Consider the following 15976-nt stretch of genomic DNA (forward strand, 5'->3'; position numbering starts at 1 on the left):
TATTTTCTAATATAATCCATTCCGTCGTCGCCGCTTGCGGCGACCGGGTTTGCCATCAGATCGAATTCCAACGACCGGAGAGATCAATGAAAAAGCTTGCTACCGCCGCTGCAGTCGCTGCCCTCCTGGGTGCCTCCGCTTCCGCTTCTGCCTGGTGGGGGCCGGGCGGTGGTTACGGCCCGGGCTATGGTTCCGGCTTCGGCGACATGTTCAACGACATGTTCGGTGACGGCTGGGGCGACTTCAACATGAACATGAGCGGCGGTGGTCGCGGTTATGGTCGCGGTCGCGGCTATGGTCGTGGTTACGGCTATGGCTACGACAACCCCTACTACGGCGGCTACCCCTACTACGGTTACGGCGCGCCCTACTACGGCGGCCCCTACGCAGCGCCCTACGGCGCACCTTACGGTGCCCCCTATGGCGCTCCCATGCCGGCTCAGCCCGCGCAGCCGGCTCAGCCCGCCTCGAAGTAAGCAGGGTCAAGCCTGATCGCCCCCTTGGCGGGGCGAACGACAGGACGCCGGGCGCAAGCCCGGCGTCCTGTTTTGCGTTCTGGGGGGCGTGAGGCGCGGGCTAGCCGAGCAGCGCCAGGCTGGTGTCGGCGAGCAGCAGGCCGATGCCGGTGGCCACCAGCACGTCGCTCGGGTAGTGCAGCCCGAGGATCACCCGCGAGCCGGCCACCAGCAGGGTGAAGGGCACCAGGATCCAGGCGAGTTGGGGGAAGTAGTGGATCGCCACCATGGTGAAGACCACCGCGTGCAGGGTGTGCCCCGAGGGGAAGCTGTAGCGGTCGAGTGGCGGCACCAGTGCGACGATGTCGCTGGCATGGTTGCAGGGACGCTCGCGGCGGGTGAAACGCTTGAGCGATTTGTAGAGCGCCAGTGCCACCCCGCCGGTGAGCAGCATGTGCAGACTGGTCTGCAGCCCGTAGGCGCCGTGGGTCAGTGGCAGCAGTGCGATCAGGCTGTACCAGAAGATACCGTCGCCGAGCCGGCTGATCAGGGCGAAGCTGCGCTGGATCCACTGCCGCCGGCTCGGGCGGCTGCAGGCTCGGCAGAGCGTCGTCTCCAGGTCGTTCAGGTGTTGTAGCCACATCTGCATGACAAGTCTCCGCTGCGACGCTGTCGATGGATGACTTCGATCAGTCGCTCCTCGAGCCCCTCGAGGACGCGTTCCCAACTCATGCCCTCGGCGTCGTGACGGGCCGCCTCGCCGATCCGGCGCAGTCGCGCGCGATCGCTCGCCGCCTCGCGGGCGGCCCGGAGGTAGTCGTCGCGCTCGCCTAACGGCACTGTAACGCCGTTTCGCCAGGGGTCAATGTATGTGTGTGCGGCGGCATCGTCGTAGGCGATCACCGCCAGGCCGCTGGCCATCGCCTCGGTGACCACGTTGCCGAAGGTCTCGGTCTCGCTGGGGAACAGGAACAGGTCGCCCGAGGCATAGTGCGCCGAGAGCGCCTGGCCGGTCTTCGCCCCGGTGCAGACATAGTCGGGGGCGCTGCGGCGCAGCGGTGCCAGCTCCGGCCCGTCGCCGACGAGCACGAAGCGCGCGCTCGGGTGCTCGGTGCGGATCGCCTCGAAGGCGGCGCAGGCCAGCTCGAGGTTCTTCTCCGCGGCGATCCGTCCGACATAGAGCACCGCCAGGTCGTCCGTCTCGCAGCCCCAGGCGCGGCGCAGCGCCGGGTCGCGCCAGCGCGGCGAGAAGCGCTCGATGTCGACCCCGCGCCCGAACACATGGACATTGGTGAAACCGGAGACGGTGAGCGTCTCGCGCAGCGCCTCGGTGGGCACCAGGGTGGCCTGAGAGCGGTTGTGGAAGCGGCGCAGCGTGGCGACGATCGGGCGGGTGAGCATGCCCAGCCCATAGTGCTGGCTGTATTGGTGGAACTGGGTGTGGAAGCCGGTGACCGTCGCCACCCCGAGTGAGCGCGCCGCGGCGAGCGCGGCGTGCCCGAGAGGTCCCTGGGTGGCGATATAGACCAGGTCCGGGCGGGTGCGGCGCCACAATCGGCGCAGCCGCCAGTAGACCGGCAGACCGAAGCGCAGTCCGCGATAGCCGGGGATCGGCAGTCCGGGGACCACGATCTCGATCGGGGTTGCGCCCGACTCGTCGCGTTGGCGCGGACGCACCACCCTGACCCGGTGACCGCGCGCCATCAGCCCCTCGGCGAGGTGACGCATGGTGTGCGCCACGCCGTTGATCTCCGGGGGGTAGGTCTCGGTGACGATGGCGACACTCAACACGGTGGGTCGGGGGGCGGTGGTGTTCATGGCTCAGGCGGCTTCGGGCTGCAGGTCCAGTGATCGGGCAATGGCCGTGCGGGTCTGCTCGGCCAGTTCATGACGTCTTGCGCTCGGCGCCGGCGCCAGTGGCGCCAGACACTCGATCCTGACCTGCAGCGCCGGGTGACGCACGATGCGCAGCAGGCTGAGGACCAGGTTGTCGTCGTCGGTGTAGGCGGCGGCGCGCTCGGGGGCCGGGTGGTCGGCGTGCTGGTAGCGGATGGCCACCGGCTGAACCCGGGTGCCGGGGATCTGGGCGAGCGCGAACAGCCGTGGGTGGAAACGGCGCAGTCCCTGGCCGTCGCTGGTGGTGCCTTCGGGGAAGATCACCACCGCGCGACCGCCGCGCAGGTCATCGGCGATGCCCTGCATCACCTGTTCGGTCTGGTGGGCGCCGCGGACGATGAAATGGGTGCCGGCGAGGCGCGCCAGCCAGCCGATCAGCGGCCAGCGCCGCACCTCTGACTTCGACAGGAAGCCCATCTCGCCCTGGGCGCCGAGCACCGGCACGTCGAGCCAGGAGACGTGATTGGCGACCACCAGCGCGCCCGGTGCGACCCGGCCGCTGACCTCCAGGGTGAGGCCGAGCACCCGGCACAGCCGCCGATTCCACCAGCGCACCGCGCGCGCGGTCCAGGCCGGTGGATGGCCGAGGCGATCGAGTAGATGGATCCAAAGACCGATCATGGTTCCGGTGATCAGGTGCTCGATCAGGCGCAGCAGGCGCCAGCCGGTCGTCAGCACGCCGGCCCGCTCAGGATTGCGCGGCGCGTTCGAGGAAGTGTCTGGAGTAGCTTGGGTTGAGTTCATCGACATTGAGCAGCATCAGTACGTCCGCGACGCCGAAGTCGGGGTCGCGACAGGGTTCGCCGCATGCCTTGGCGCCGAGCCTGACATAGGCGCGCAGCAGCGCCGGCAGCGGGGCGTCGAGGTTGTCGTCCGAGGCGTGTTCGGTGTGCAGCGGCGCGCGCGGGGTGACCCGCAGCGTCTCCGGCGCCAGCGCCTGGCGGCGCAGCCGGTTCATGATCGCCGCCGCCTGCAGATCGTGCTCGCCGAGCGGCACGCTGGCGCAGCCGAACAGATAGTCCACCCCATGGAGATGGATGAAGCCGGCCAGTCCCGACCACAACACCGCGATCGCCGGACCCTGGCGATAGGCCGGGTCGATGCAGGTGCGCCCGATCTCGAGCTTGCGCCCGGGCAGCGCCAACACCGGGTCGAGCCGGAACTCGCCCTCGGAGTAGAAGCGTCCGAGCCGGGCCGCCTGGTTGTCGAGCAACAGTCGGGTGCAGCCGATGATGCGTCCGGTGCGCCCCTCGCGGACCAGCAGATGCTGGCAATAGGCATCGAAGGCATCCTCGTCGAGCCCTGGGGTGAGGCTGTCGAGCGTCGCTCCCATCTCGCCGGCGAACACCCGATGACGCAGGGCCAGGGCCTCGCGGATTTCTGGTGTGGACGAGGCCAGTTCGACGTAGAGACGTTCGGTGCGCTTGACGACCGACGCAGACGCGGATGCGACCATTGCAGACCCTCTGCTGTTTCCCTGATTGACTGAGAGGGTGATGGTAGGTCGCGACTGTTGCGGGGCGGTGTGGGTGAGATGACGCCAGCATGAAGACCGCCGGACGACTTTGGTGGGTCAGTCGCGCAGCGAGATCACCGGCCAGCCGCGGGCCTCGGCGGTGGCGCGCAGTTGCGGGTCGGGATCGACCGCGACCGGGTGCTCGACCTGCTCGAGCAGCGGCAGGTCGTTGTGCGAGTCGCTGTAGAAGTGGCTGCCGGCGAGGTCGCGATCGTGCTCGGCGAGCCAGGCGGTGAGTCGCTCGACCTTGCCCTCGCGGAAGGTCGGGGTGCCCTCGACCTCGCCGGTATAGCGCCCGTCGCGCTCGGCCGGCAGGGTGGCGAGCAGGTGCGGGATGTCGAAGCGCGCGGCGATCGGCGCGGTGATGAAGGCGTTGGTGGCGGTGATGATCATCGGGGTGTCGCCGGCGTCGCGGTGACGCGCGATCAGCGCATGCGCCTGCTCGAGCATGATCGGGGCGATGCAGGTGTCGAGGAAGTCGGCGCGCAGCGCCTCGAGGCGTTCGCGCGGCAGCTCGCTCAGTGGCCGCAGGGTGAAGCGCAGGAAGGCGTCGATGTCGAGCGTGCCGTTGCGGTAGTCGTGGTAGAAACGGGTATTCTCACGGGCGTAATGCTCGCCGTCGACGATGCCCTGGGAGACCAGGTACTCGCCCCAGAGGTGATCGGAGTCCCCGGCGAGCAGGGTGTTGTCGAGATCGAAGATCGCTAGTGGCATCGGGCGGTGAATCCTGATGGCTGTTGGTGTGGATGGGTTGGGCGGGCTGCGGGAGAGGGGACGCCCCTTGGGCGCGAGCCCGCCGCTCGATGGTCCGGGATTCCCCGGATGCTTGCAAGCACGCACCGCGCCAGTGCCGGGAGGCGGTGCGCGGTATACGGGAAAGCCCTTGGTTTGCAGACGCTTACTCGGGTCTTCGCTTGCCGCTATCAACGGGGTATGGAAGAATGCGAAGGCGCGATCCAGTGGGACAGAGTGACGTGATCGATCACGACGGCTTCAGACCGAACGTAGGCATCATCCTGAGCAATCGGGAGCGCCGTCTATTCTGGGGCCGGCGGATCGGACAGAACGCCTGGCAGTTCCCGCAGGGCGGCATCCGCTCCGACGAGACCCCCGAGCAGGCGATGTTCCGCGAACTCCAGGAGGAGGTCGGGCTCGACCACGACCAGGTCACCATCCTCGGCAGCACCCGCGGCTGGCTGCGCTATCACCTCCCCAAGCGCTATATCCGCCGTCATTGCGGCCCGACCTGCATCGGGCAGAAGCAGGTGTGGTTCATGCTCCGCGTCGACTGCGACGAGGGCGCCTTCCGCCTCGATCACTCCGACAAGCCCGAGTTCGACGCCTGGCGCTGGGTCCGTTACTGGCAGCCGCTCACCGAGGTCGTCTACTTCAAGCGCCACGTCTATCTGCAGGCGCTCGAGGAGCTTGCCCCCGCGCTCTACCCCGAGGGCGCGCCGACCCGCGAGCTGCGTCAGCGACCGCGCCAGTCGGCCGGCGGCGCGCTGCTGCGTCAGCGGCGCCGCTGAGTCGGTCGCGGCATGGCCGGAGGTCTCTGCAACCCCGGCCGACGGGTCTGCCGACCCGGATTCATCCATCCATCTCTCTAGAGTCCAGCTCCCTCTATGCTCGAAGCCCTGCGCCGTATCGTCCAGGAAGTCAACAACGCCCGGGATCTCGAACAGGCGCTGGGGATCATCGTACAGCGGGTCAAGCTGGCCGTCGGGGCCGACGTCTGCTCGGTCTATCTCAACGATTTCGACAAACGCCACCACGTGCTCCAGGCCAGCGACGGGCTGCGCGCCGCGGCGGTCGGTCGGGTGCGCCTGGAGATGGGCCGCGGGCTGATCGGTCTGGTCAGCGAGCGCGCCGAGCCGATCAACCTCGACGACGCCTTCAACCACCCGCGCTATCAGTGCATCACCGATACCGGCGAGACCAGCTATCACGGCTTCCTCGGCGCCCCGATCATCCAGAACCGCAAGGTGCTCGGGGTGCTGGTGCTGCGCCAGCGCGACAAGCGTCACTTCGACGACGCCGAGGTCACCTTCGTCGTCACCCTGGCCTCGCAACTCGCCGGCGCCATCACCTTCGCCCGCACCAGCGGCGAACTGGCGCGGTTGCAGGACGACGGCATCCCGCAGCGCTTCCTGCCCGGGCTGGCCGCCTCGCCGGGGGTCGGGCTGGGGCAGGCGGTGGTGGTCTATCCACCGGCCGATCTCGACGCCGTGCCCGATCGCGTCCCCGAGGGCGTCGAGGGTGAGATCGACCACTTCCGCGAGGCGCTCGATCAGGTTGCGGCCGATCTCGACCGCTTCGCCAGCCACACCCACAGTCATCTCGGCGCCGAGGATATGGCGCTGTTCGATGCCTGGCGGCTGATGCTCGAGAGCGACACCCTGGTCGACGGCACCATCGGGCGCATCCGCGCCGGCAACTGGGCGCCGGGCGCGCTGCGCGAGACCATCGCCGAGCACACCCGGGTGTTCGACGCCATGGATGACGCCTATCTGCGCGAGCGCGCCTCGGACATCCGCGATCTCGGGCGCTGTATCCTCATGCACCTGCAGAACCGCACCGTCGACCCCTTGCGTTATGCCGAGCAGACCATCCTCGTCGGCGAGGAGATCAGCGCGCTGCAGATCGCCGAGGTGCCGCGCGAGCGCCTCGCCGGCATCGTCTCGACCAAGGGTTCGGGCTCGTCCCACGTCGGCATCCTCGCCCGCAGCATGGGCATCCCGGCGGCGATGGGGGTCTCCGACCTGCCGGTGAGCCGGGTCGAGGGGCGCGAGATGATCGTCGACGGCTATCGCGGTCGCGTCTATGTCTCGCCGACACCGGCGGTGCGCACCGAATACCTGCGTCTGGCCGAGGACGACGTCGCCCTCACCAATGAACTCAAGGCGCTCTGCCACCTCCCGGCCGAGACCACCGACGGTTATCAGGTGCCGCTCTATCTCAACACCGGTCTGGTCTCCGAGAGCCGTCCGCTGGGCATCGAGGAGTCGGCCGGGGTCGGGCTCTACCGCACCGAGCTGCCCTTCCTGGTGCGCGACAGCTTCCCCGGCGAGGCGGCGCAGATGGCCAACTACCGTCAGGTGCTGGAGCTGTTCGCGCCGCGCCCGGTGACCATCCGCACCCTCGACATCGGCGGCGACAAGCCGCTGCCCTATTTCCCGATGCAGGAGAGCAACCCCTTCCTCGGCTGGCGCGGGGTACGCATCACCCTCGATCACCCCGAGATCTTCCTCGCCCAGGTGCGCGCCATCCTGCGCGCCGCCGTGGGGCTCGACAACCTGCAGCTGCTGCTGCCGATGATCAGCACCATCACCGAGCTGGAGGATGCGCTGCAGCTCATCCATCGCGCCCACGACGAGCTGCGCGAGGAGGGCTACCAGGTGCACATGCCGCCGGTGGGGGTGATGATCGAGGTGCCGGCGGCGGTCTATCTGATCGATTCGCTGGCGCGTCGGGTCGACTTCCTCTCGGTCGGCACCAACGACCTCACCCAGTACCTGCTCGCGGTCGATCGCAACAACCCGCACGTGGCCGAGCTGTATGACGAATTCCACCCGGCGGTGCTGCGCGCGCTGATGCAGATCGTCTCCGGTGCGCGGGTGCACGGGCGCGAGGTCAGCGTCTGTGGCGAGATGGCCGGCGACCCGCTGGCGATCTTCCTGCTGCTCGGCATGGGCGTGCACAGCCTGAGCATGGGCGCGGGCAGCCTGTTGCGGGTCAAGCGGGTGATCCGCAGCATCAGTCGCGCCCGCGCGCGCGAGGTGCTGCAGATGACGCTGCAGTGCGAGGACGGCGCCTCGGTGCGCCGACTGCTGCTCGACGAACTCGAATCCATGGGGCTCGGCGCACTGGTGCGTCCGGGTCGGTAGCACGCATCCAAGGGGGAGATCAGATCATGGGGCTGTTGAGTGCCATCACCGGCAATGCCGCCAGTCGCGATGCCGAGGCCGTCGGCGAGGAGCTGGCGCCGATCCTCGCCGACGGGGAGCGGGTCGAGCTGGCCTTCCAGCTGGTGCGCGACCAGTTCGTTTTCACCGACGCGCGGCTGATCCTGATCGACAAGCAGGGGCTGACCGGGCGCAAGGTCGAGTACCAGTCGATCCCCTATCGCTCGATCACCCGCTTCGCGGTCGAGACCGCCGGCCACTTCGACCTCGACGCCGAGTTCAAGCTGTGGATCGGCAGCGACCCCACGCCGCTGGTGCGCGAGATCCGCGGCGGCGAGAACGTCGCCGCCATTCAGCGCGCGCTGGCGACCATGGTGCTCGGCGGGTGAGCGGCGCGGGCAACCTGCTCGACGACCTGCGCCCGCCCGTCGAGGGCGAGCGTTTCGAGACCCTGTTCGCCCGTCCCGGGGCGCGTATCGAGCGTATCGTCAGCAGCGCCACCCCGGAGCCGGTCGACTACGATCAGCCGCACGACGAGTGGGTCTGCCTGCTCCAGGGCGAGGCCGTGCTGTGGATCGACGGCGAACGGGTGCGGCTGCGCGCCGGCGACTACCGACTGATCCCCGCCCAGACCCCGCACCGGGTCGAGTCCACCTCGACCGAGCCGGCCTGTGTGTGGTTGGCGGTTCACGTCGGGACATCCTGAAAAGTCTGCCCCGGCCTGGTGCCGGGGCAGCGCTGGCTCGGTCTGTCTCGACGAGCCTGTCACCAGGCTTACGGGGAGGCCGGGCAGCCCTTGGTGGCGAACTTCTTGTCGCCGCTGAACGCGCAGGTCCAGTCCCCGGCGGCGTCACGACTCCAGACGATGGTCTTGCCGATGATCTTGGGGTTGCCGGTCAGGGTGCAGGTGATGTTGCCGACCCCTGTGTCGGCGATGGCCGCCGTGACCGTGCAGCTCGAGGTGGTGGCCTTGAGACCGAGGTCGGTGACATCGCCAAAGTCAGGGGTGCGCCCCTCGTTGACCATCAGCTCCATCTCGGTCTTGCCGGGGGTGATCTCCGCAAGCCCGGCTGCGACCTGGGACTTGGCGACATAGTCCTGATAGGCGGGCATGGCAATCGCTGCCAAGACGCCGATGATCGCCACGACGATCATCAGTTCGATGAGCGTGAATCCCGACTGCTGTCTTTTCATTCCTGCTCTCCATTCTGTGGGTTGAGTTCGCTCTGCGATGCGTGCTCGACAAGCCTTGGCATCTGCTCCATGCAAGACAACTTTCGGGCCAGTTCCAATGATGCCTTAAGCGATTGATTGTGCGTATTCGCTGCTCGGCCTGTCGTCGCCGTTGGGTGAGACGATGTCACGATGTCCGGGTGCGGGGTGAGACAGTCGATCGAGCGTCACCGTTCGCGAGCGGGAAGCGCGAATGGCTTGGTCGGCGGGGTTTTTAAGCCTTGTGGTCGCTGTGAATTTTCATTCGAATGATTGGATTTTGTTTCTATGGTTGTCTAGAGGGCTGTTCCTGGTTGCTGTGATTTTTCATGAGGAGTCGTTTGAATTGCTCTTCATCTGTTATTTGGCGCTATGTATTGATGGCTTTTTTGCTGGTTGTCTGCCATTGTCGCTGGCGGATTTTGAGGTTTTTCGGGATCGTGCCTGTCACTGCTCAAAGGTGTGACATCTGGTGATGTCGCTATTGCGAAGTGTGACTCTGATGGTGAGTTGGCGCCCCTCTGTGTCGGCGATTTAAACTGGTCGTCTTGTTTATTGAATTGAGGTTTTGGAGGGGCTGTGCCGTCGGTATGTCTGGATACCGCGAGCGCCATTACCGGACTGACCAAGCGCACCCTGTGGCGCTATATCCAGGACGGACGCTTGCATGCGATTCGCGAGGGCCGGGGTCGACGCACCTCGGTGCCGCTGGCCGAGGTGGTGGCCCTGACCGACCGCGTGCTCGATGCCGAGGCCCAGGCGCTGGTGCTGGCCGCCGATCGCGGGGATGCCGAGGCGCAGTGCGACCTGGCGCTGCGGCTGCTCGAACTCGAGCGTCTGGGGAGCGCGCGCGACTGGTTCGCCCGCTCGGCGCGTGCCGGGTATGCCGATGCGATGTGCTGGCTGGCGCGGGATCTGTTGGTCGGGCGCTGCGGCGAGCGCGATGACGCCGGCGGGGTGCTGTGGCTGAGTCAGGCCGCAGCCTGTGGTTCGCCGCTGGCCGAGGCACTGTTGATCGAGCTGCACGGTGCGGTCTGTCGCAAGGCGCGCGCCGCGGCCGATCTCGAGGCCCTGGAGACGCGTCTCGATGCCGTCGAGCGCGAGGTGCTGTTGCGGGTCTTGAACGAGAGCGGCGGCGCGGCGGCCGCAGACGCGGACGGCGAGGGCGACATCGACCGTGTCGCGACCGCACCGATCGAGGAGGTCTGAGCGGTCTCGCTCAGTCGACGGGCGGCAGCCCCTTGTCGGGGTTGAGGATGCCGGCGGGGTCGAAGACCTGTTTGATCTCGCGCATCAGCGCGAGCGCCACCGGATCGAGTTCGCGGTCGACGAAGTCGCGCTTCTCCAGCCCCACCCCGTGCTCGCCCGAGAGGGTGCCGTCGAGCCCGATGACCAGCGCGAAGACCGCGTCCAGACAGGTTGCGGCGCGGGCGACCTCGTCGGGGTCGTCGGGATCGATCAGCAGGTTGACGTGGATGTTGCCGTTGCCGGCATGACCGAAGTTGACGATGGTGATGGCGTGCTCGCGCCCGAGCCGGTCGAGTCCGTCGATGAACGCGCCCATGCGCGAGACCGGCACCACCACGTCCTCGTTGATCTTCTTCGGCGCGACATGACGCAGCGCCGGCGACAGCGCCTTGCGCGTCTTCCACAGCGCGGCGACCTCGGCGGCGCCGTTGGCCCGGCGCAGCTCGATCGGCCCGCCCGCGCGCGCCGCCTCGGCCACCGCCGCGAGCGCGGCCTCGATCCCGGCCTCGGGGCCGTCGACCTCGATCATCAGCAGCGCGCCGGCGCCCGCCGGCAGTTCGAGTCCGGCGTAGCGGCTGACCATCTCCAGGGCGCGCGCGTCCATGAACTCCAGCGCGCAGGGCGTGATCGGCTGCGCCATGATCGCCGAGACCGCCGCCGCGGCGCCGTGGATGTCGCCGTAGGTGACGCGCAGGGTGCGCTTGGTCTCGGGCAGCGGGGTGAGACGCAGCGTCGCCTCGGTGATCAGCCCCAGGGTGCCCTCGGAGCCGATCAGCAGCCGGGTGAGGTCGTAGCCGACCACGCCCTTGGTGGTCTTGACCCCGGTGCGCAGCACCCGACCGCGACCGTCGACGGCGCGCAGTCCCAGGGTGTTGTCGCGCGGGGTGCCGTACTTGACCGCGCGCGGTCCGGCGGAGTTGTAGGCGAGGTTGCCGCCGATGGTGCAGGTGGCGGCGCTGGAGGGGTCCGGCGGCCAGAAGAAGCCGGACGCGGCGAGCGCCTGCTGCAGCGCGCCGTTGGTCACCCCGGGCTGGACCACCGCGAGGCGGTTGTCGGGGTCGATCTGCAGGATCTGGTCCATGCGCTCGAACGACAGCACCACGCCGCCGTGATCGGGCACCGTGGCCCCGGATGTGCCGGTGCCGCGCCCGCGCGCGGTCAGCACCGTGCCGGTGTCGTGACAGAGCCGGGCGAGTGCGGCGACCTGGTCCTCGTCGGTGGCGAACACCACCGCCTGGGGCAGGGCGTGGCGGCGGCTGTTGTCGTAGCCGTAGGGCCAGCAGTCGGCCGGGGCGGTGAGCAGGTTGCCGGGACCGGCGATCGCGGCGAGCCGGTCGCGCAGCGCGCGCGGCAGTTCAGTTGCCGGTGGGACGGTATTCAAAGAGCTTCACCACGCGCTTGACCCCGCGCACATAGCGCGCCTTCTCGGTCGCGGCATCGGCCTCGGCGGGGCTGACCAGCCCCATCAGATAGACCACGCCGTCCTCGCTGATCACCTTTACCCGGGTGGCGTCGAAGTCCTCGAGGTCGACCTTGGTCAGCGCCAGCTTGACCCGCGAGGTCAGGTAGGCGTCCTCGGACTTGCGCGCCAGGCTCACCCGCGGGCCGATGGTGATCTCGTCGACCACCCGCTGCACCTTGGCCAGACGACGGACCTTGTCGGCCGCGCGCCGGGCGAGTTCGGCGCGCTCGGCCTGACCGGTGAGCAGCACCGTGTAGTTGTAGCTGGTGACCGAGATGCGGGCGTGGTCCTGCAGCTCCCGGTCCTGCTGGATGGCGCTGATCGCGTTCATCTCGATCTGCTGGTCGTCGATGACCACGTAATAGGGCCGGCGGTCGTAGAGCGCGGCGGCGCCGACGGTGATGCCGCCGACCACCAGGGCACCACAGCCGCCGAGCAGGCTGCTGGCGAGAACGAGCGCTAGGGTTGCCGCGCGCCTCGTGCGCGCGCGCTCAGGCGTCGAGCGAGAAGGCATGTTTCACCCACTGGATCTGGTCCTGGCCGCTGATGGCGACCACATCGAAGCGGCAGCATAGCATGGTCGGATGACGCTGCAGGTAGTGCGCGGCCGCCGCCGCCAGACGGCGTTGCTTGCGCGCGTCGACGGTCGCCGCCGGGCTGCCGTAGCGCTCGCTGCGGCGATAGCGCACCTCGACGAAGACCAGGGTGTCGCCGTCGCGCATCACCAGGTCGATCTCACCGTAGCGGCAGCGATGGTTGCGCGCCTCGGTGGTGAGTCCGCGAGCGCGCAGATAGCGCTCGGCGAGCCGCTCCTTGGCCGCGCCGAGTCTGCCCGGGAGCAGCGCCATCGGGGACTCAGCGCGCCGCGCGCAGGGCCTCGACCTCGACCGGGCGCGGCCCGTCGACGGTGAAGCGCGCGAGGCTGAGACGACGGCGGATCTGTCCCGAGGCGTCGACCGAGAGCCCGCCGGTCTGGCCGGGATAGAGGCTGCCGGGATGACGGGCGAGGTCCTCCATGCGCGGCGCCAGGCGGTAGGCGTCGATGCCCATGGCATAGAGCCTGGCGAGCGGGTCCGGGGTGTTGTCGAGCCCGGCCATCATCCGATAGCGCGACAGCGGTCCCTGGCCGCCGACGCCGAGCATCCAGGGGATGTCGACGAAATAGAGCCCGACCAGGTCGCGGTCGCGCACCCGCTCGAAGCCGCCGGAGTAGACGTGCGAGGTGGCGATCACCGGCAACCGTCCGGCGCTGGCCTTGGTGATGAGCGGGTTGACCAGCCGCGCCAGATCCGGGGTGGCGATCAGGAACACCAGATCGGCGGCGGTGTTTTGGGTCAGCTCGGTGACCTGTCGGGCATAGCCGGCGTCGCTGGCGTCGACGGTGCGCTCGGCGACGAGGATGCCGCCGAGTCCCTGCCACTGATGGCTGAAGGCGCGCGCCAGACGCTCGCCCCAGCGTCCCTCGGGGCGTAGCACCAGGGCGCGTCTGAGACCGGCACCGCGCGCCTTGTGCGCGACCTCGGCGGCCTCGTCGTCGGGCGAGAGCGAGAACTGGTAGAGGCCGCTGGCATGGCCCTCGCGATGGGTGGTCTCGTTGAGCGCGAGGGTCGGCACGCTCAGCCGACCGCCGCGCGAGAGCGCGTCGACGCTCGCCTTCTGCAGCGGACCGATGACATAGTCGGCGCCGCCCTTGGCGGCGCGGGCATGGAGCCTGCGCACCGCGCCGGGATCTGTGCTGTTGACGAAGCGCAGCGCCGGTCGGCGTCCGCTGGCATCGGCCGCGCGCGCCGCCTCGATGCCGTCGCGCACCGCCGTGGCCGCCCCGGCGAAGCGACCGCCGCGCGGCAGCAGCACGGTCAGCACGTCGTCCTTGGCATAGCCGCTGGCGAGCTGGCTGACGTAGGCGGTGGCCAGCTCGGGCAGTGCCGGGTGCTTGGGGTGCGCGGCGCGCCAGGCGCGGTACTCGCGGGCGAGCGCGGAGGCGTCGTTGCCCCAGCGCTCGCTCAGGCGCAGCACCTCGACCCAGCCGCGCATCCGGCCCTTGCCCTCGCGGGCGAGGGTGTCGAGCCGATCGGGGGCGGCTTGTGACAGGGTCGAGAGCAGCGAGACCTGGTTGACCAGCCGTGCCTGCGGTCGGTCGAGCAGGGTGTCGATCATGTCGAGCGCCCGTGCCGCGGCGATCGGGTGATCGAGCAGCCGCTCGGCCGAGGCCAGGATGCCGTAGTACTGCAGCTGCAGCGCCTCGGGCAGGGCACGGTGACGGACCCGTTCGAGCCGGGCGACGGCCTCGCGCGGTCGGCCCTCGAGCAGCTCCAGGTCGGCCTCGGTGAGCAGCAACAGCTCGCGCTGGGCGGCGCTCAGCTCGCTCTGGCGGATGGCTGCGAGCGCCTTGCGCGCGGCGCCGGTGTCGCCGGCGGCGAGGAGGATGCGCGCGGCCTTGAGACGCAGCTGGGCGCGGGCCGGCGGCTCGGACTCGGCGGCCAGCGCCAGATAGCGTTCGGCGGCCTGCGCCGAGCGCCCCGAGGCGGCCAGCGCCTTGGCCTGGCCGAGCTCGGTGGCGCTGACCTCGGAGAGCGTCTGCCCCTCTTCCCAGATCGGATCGACTGCACAGGCGGTGAGCAACAGTGGCAAGATCAGGAGGGTCAGGAAGCCAGGGGTGGACAGCAGGGAGGGGTGGGCGCGATTCTTGTTCTTTTGCATGATTCCGTTGCGCTCGGTGGCCGGCGGAGGTGGGGGGATATGGAACGAGGTCGCGGAGTACTATACGTGGTGGCGACGCCGATCGGCAATCTTGCCGACATCTCGGAGCGTGCGCGTAACACCTTGAATGCGGTCGATTTGATCGCCGCTGAGGATACCCGGGAGAGCGGGCGGCTGCTCGCTCATCTGGGGATCTCGGCACGCCTGGTGTCCTGTCACGAGCACAACGCCGAGGGCTGCTGCGCGCGGGTGCTCGAGGCCCTCGGCGAGGGCCGCGACGTCGCACTGGTCTCGGATGCTGGGACCCCATTGGTGAGCGATCCGGGCTACGAGCTGGTGAATGCGGCACGCGCGGCCGACTTCACGGTGGTGCCGGTGCCGGGACCGAGCGCACTGATCTGCGCGCTCTCGGCCGCCGGGCTGCCGAGCGATCGCTTCCTCTTCCTCGGTTTCCCGCCGCGTGGTCAGTCGCAGCGCGTGGCGCTGTTCGAGTCGCTCCTCGCCGAGCCCGGCACCCTGATCCTCTACGAGAGCGGCAAGCGCGCGGTGGCGACGCTGCGTGACCTGGCCGCGGTGCTCGGCGAGCGCCGGGCGGTGGTCGGGCGCGAGCTGACCAAGCGCTTCGAGACCTTCCTCTCGGCCACCCCGGCGGCCTTGGCCGAGCGTCTGGAGGACGATGCCGAGCAGCGTCTCGGCGAGCTGGTGATCCTGGTCGAGGGCCAGCGCGGCGAGGCCGCCCCGGATCGCGCCGAACAGGAGCGGGTACTGCGCATCCTCGCCGAGGCCCTGCCGCTGCGCCGCGCCGCCGCACTCGCCGCGCAGATCACCGGCGCCAAGACCAACGCCCTCTACCGTCTCGGCGTCGAACTGGAGCTGGGCGGGAAGGGGTAGGGGGCGGCTTTCAGCCGCCAGCCTCCAGCCTCCAGCCTCCAGCCTCCAGCCGCCAGCCGCCAGCCGCCAGCCGCCAGCCGCCAGCCGCCAGCCGCCAGCCGCCAGCCTCCAGCCTCCAGCCTCCAGCCGCCAGCCGCCAGCCAACAGCCAACAGCCAACAGCCAACAGCCAACAGCGGATTGTCTTCGGCCCCCGATGGTGAGGGCAGGCGCCTACTGGGGGCTGGCGGCTGATCGCTCGATCCCGCGCGACCTAAGGCATGGTTCTCGGGTATACTGATTGCTTGGGAGTCGGCCAGACAGTCGCTTCCGTCCTGGTGACGGGGGAGGAAAGTCCGGGCTCCATAGGGCAGGGTGCCAGGTAACGCCTGGGGGGCGAGAGTCCACGGAAAGTGCCGCAGAAAAGATACCGCCGATCCCGTCCTCGGACGGGAGGTAAGGGTGAAATGGTGCGGTAAGAGCGCACCGCGCTGGTGGCAACATCAGTGGCAGGGTAAACCCCACCCGGAGCAAGACCAAATAGGGGAACTCGCGGCTTCGACCGCAGCGCGCGGCCCGCGCGTGTTCCCGGGTAGGTCGCTAGAGGCGTGCGGCGACGCGCGTCCCAGATGAATGACTGTCCACGACAGAACCCGGCTTATCGGCCGACTCCCTTCCTTCCATCGATCTACGTCTCCGTCCCCATTCAGTGCTCG

17 protein-coding genes and 1 other RNA gene are annotated in these 15976 nt (G+C 68.9%); 8 read left to right on the plus strand and 10 right to left on the minus strand.

The window, feature by feature from the left end; translation table 11 throughout:
- Nucleotides 1-86 precede the first annotated feature (86 nt).
- Nucleotides 87-476 carry a sulfur globule family protein gene (locus EBL85_RS01640; protein ID WP_062277246.1) on the plus strand — a complete coding sequence of 130 codons (390 nt, stop codon included), beginning with the start codon at nt 87-89 and terminating at the stop codon, nt 474-476.
- Between the two features lie 100 nt (nt 477-576).
- On the opposite strand, the gene EBL85_RS01645 is transcribed toward EBL85_RS01640, so the two are convergent.
- The 5 genes from EBL85_RS01645 to EBL85_RS01665 all read right to left on the minus strand — a co-directional run bounded on the left by EBL85_RS01645 (nt 577) and on the right by EBL85_RS01665 (nt 4581).
- Nucleotides 577-1104 (minus strand): phosphatase PAP2 family protein, encoded by a 528-nt coding sequence (locus tag EBL85_RS01645; RefSeq protein WP_123140039.1) that lies wholly within the window; start codon nt 1102-1104, stop codon nt 577-579.
- Nucleotides 1080-2273, minus strand: a complete 1194-nt coding sequence (locus tag EBL85_RS01650; protein WP_123142003.1) for a glycosyltransferase family 1 protein — start codon at nt 2271-2273, stop codon at nt 1080-1082. Before EBL85_RS01650 ends, EBL85_RS01645 begins: the two co-directional genes overlap by 25 nt.
- A gap of 3 nt (nt 2274-2276) precedes the next feature.
- Entirely contained in the window at nt 2277-3029 is a 753-nt protein-coding gene (locus tag EBL85_RS01655) for a 1-acyl-sn-glycerol-3-phosphate acyltransferase (RefSeq protein WP_223806016.1), read from the minus strand.
- Nucleotides 3030-3039: 10 nt separating this feature from the next.
- The gene (locus EBL85_RS01660; protein WP_123142004.1) at nt 3040-3807 is read right to left on the minus strand and encodes a GNAT family N-acetyltransferase; all 768 of its coding nucleotides are present in this window, start codon (nt 3805-3807) and stop codon (nt 3040-3042) included.
- A gap of 117 nt (nt 3808-3924) precedes the next feature.
- On the minus strand, nt 3925-4581 hold the full coding sequence (locus EBL85_RS01665; RefSeq protein WP_123142005.1) for an HAD family phosphatase: 657 nt from the start codon (nt 4579-4581) through the stop codon (nt 3925-3927).
- Nucleotides 4582-4841: 260 nt separating this feature from the next.
- Between EBL85_RS01665 and EBL85_RS01670 the strand changes: the two genes are divergently transcribed.
- The 4 genes from EBL85_RS01670 (at nt 4842) to EBL85_RS01685 (ending at nt 8475) form a co-directional block, all read left to right on the plus strand.
- On the plus strand, nt 4842-5393 hold the full coding sequence (locus tag EBL85_RS01670) for an RNA pyrophosphohydrolase (RefSeq protein WP_123140034.1): 552 nt from the start codon (nt 4842-4844) through the stop codon (nt 5391-5393).
- A gap of 96 nt (nt 5394-5489) precedes the next feature.
- Nucleotides 5490-7751 carry a phosphoenolpyruvate--protein phosphotransferase gene (gene ptsP / locus EBL85_RS01675; protein ID WP_123140033.1) on the plus strand — a complete coding sequence of 754 codons (2262 nt, stop codon included), beginning with the start codon at nt 5490-5492 and terminating at the stop codon, nt 7749-7751.
- Between the two features lie 26 nt (nt 7752-7777).
- Complete coding sequence (locus tag EBL85_RS01680) at nt 7778-8158, plus strand: PH domain-containing protein (protein WP_123140032.1); 381 nt, start codon at nt 7778-7780, stop codon at nt 8156-8158.
- Nucleotides 8155-8475, plus strand: a complete 321-nt coding sequence (locus EBL85_RS01685) for a cupin domain-containing protein (protein ID WP_123142006.1) — start codon at nt 8155-8157, stop codon at nt 8473-8475. Before EBL85_RS01680 ends, EBL85_RS01685 begins: the two co-directional genes overlap by 4 nt.
- 68 nt (nt 8476-8543) lie before the next feature.
- Here the strand turns inward: EBL85_RS01685 and EBL85_RS01690 are convergent, their stop codons facing one another.
- Nucleotides 8544-8963, minus strand: a complete 420-nt coding sequence (locus tag EBL85_RS01690; RefSeq protein ID WP_123142007.1) for a pilin — start codon at nt 8961-8963, stop codon at nt 8544-8546.
- Nucleotides 8964-9560: 597 nt separating this feature from the next.
- On the opposite strand from EBL85_RS01690, the gene EBL85_RS01695 reads away from it, so the two are divergent.
- Nucleotides 9561-10190 (plus strand): hypothetical protein, encoded by a 630-nt coding sequence (locus EBL85_RS01695; RefSeq protein WP_123142008.1) that lies wholly within the window; start codon nt 9561-9563, stop codon nt 10188-10190.
- A gap of 10 nt (nt 10191-10200) precedes the next feature.
- Here the strand turns inward: EBL85_RS01695 and EBL85_RS01700 are convergent, their stop codons facing one another.
- The 4 genes from EBL85_RS01700 to EBL85_RS01715 are packed head-to-tail and all read right to left on the minus strand — an operon-like array spanning nt 10201 to nt 14391.
- Nucleotides 10201-11610: an FAD-binding oxidoreductase gene (locus EBL85_RS01700; protein WP_223806018.1), complete on the minus strand. Its 1410-nt coding sequence runs from the start codon at nt 11608-11610 to the stop codon at nt 10201-10203.
- Nucleotides 11585-12205, minus strand: coding sequence for a BON domain-containing protein (locus EBL85_RS01705; RefSeq protein ID WP_123142009.1), 621 nt, complete (start codon nt 12203-12205; stop codon nt 11585-11587). The genes EBL85_RS01700 and EBL85_RS01705 overlap by 26 nt, the downstream gene beginning before the upstream one ends.
- Nucleotides 12183-12539 carry a YraN family protein gene (locus tag EBL85_RS01710; protein WP_123140027.1) on the minus strand — a complete coding sequence of 119 codons (357 nt, stop codon included), beginning with the start codon at nt 12537-12539 and terminating at the stop codon, nt 12183-12185. The genes EBL85_RS01705 and EBL85_RS01710 overlap by 23 nt, the downstream gene beginning before the upstream one ends.
- 7 nt (nt 12540-12546) lie before the next feature.
- Entirely contained in the window at nt 12547-14391 is a 1845-nt protein-coding gene (locus tag EBL85_RS01715) for a penicillin-binding protein activator (RefSeq protein WP_123140026.1), read from the minus strand.
- Between the two features lie 39 nt (nt 14392-14430).
- Here EBL85_RS01715 and rsmI point away from each other — a divergent pair, with 39 nt between their 5' ends.
- Both rsmI and rnpB read left to right on the plus strand, forming a co-directional pair.
- Nucleotides 14431-15282 carry a 16S rRNA (cytidine(1402)-2'-O)-methyltransferase gene (rsmI, locus tag EBL85_RS01720; protein ID WP_123140025.1) on the plus strand — a complete coding sequence of 284 codons (852 nt, stop codon included), beginning with the start codon at nt 14431-14433 and terminating at the stop codon, nt 15280-15282.
- Between the two features lie 286 nt (nt 15283-15568).
- Nucleotides 15569-15937: RNase P RNA component class A (gene rnpB / locus EBL85_RS01730), an RNA gene on the plus strand.
- The last annotated feature ends 39 nt before the right edge of the window (nt 15938-15976 follow it).

Source organism: Marichromatium sp. AB32 (genome assembly GCF_003718675.1).
In the GTDB taxonomy this organism is placed as follows: Bacteria; Pseudomonadota; Gammaproteobacteria; order Chromatiales; family Chromatiaceae; genus Marichromatium; species Marichromatium gracile.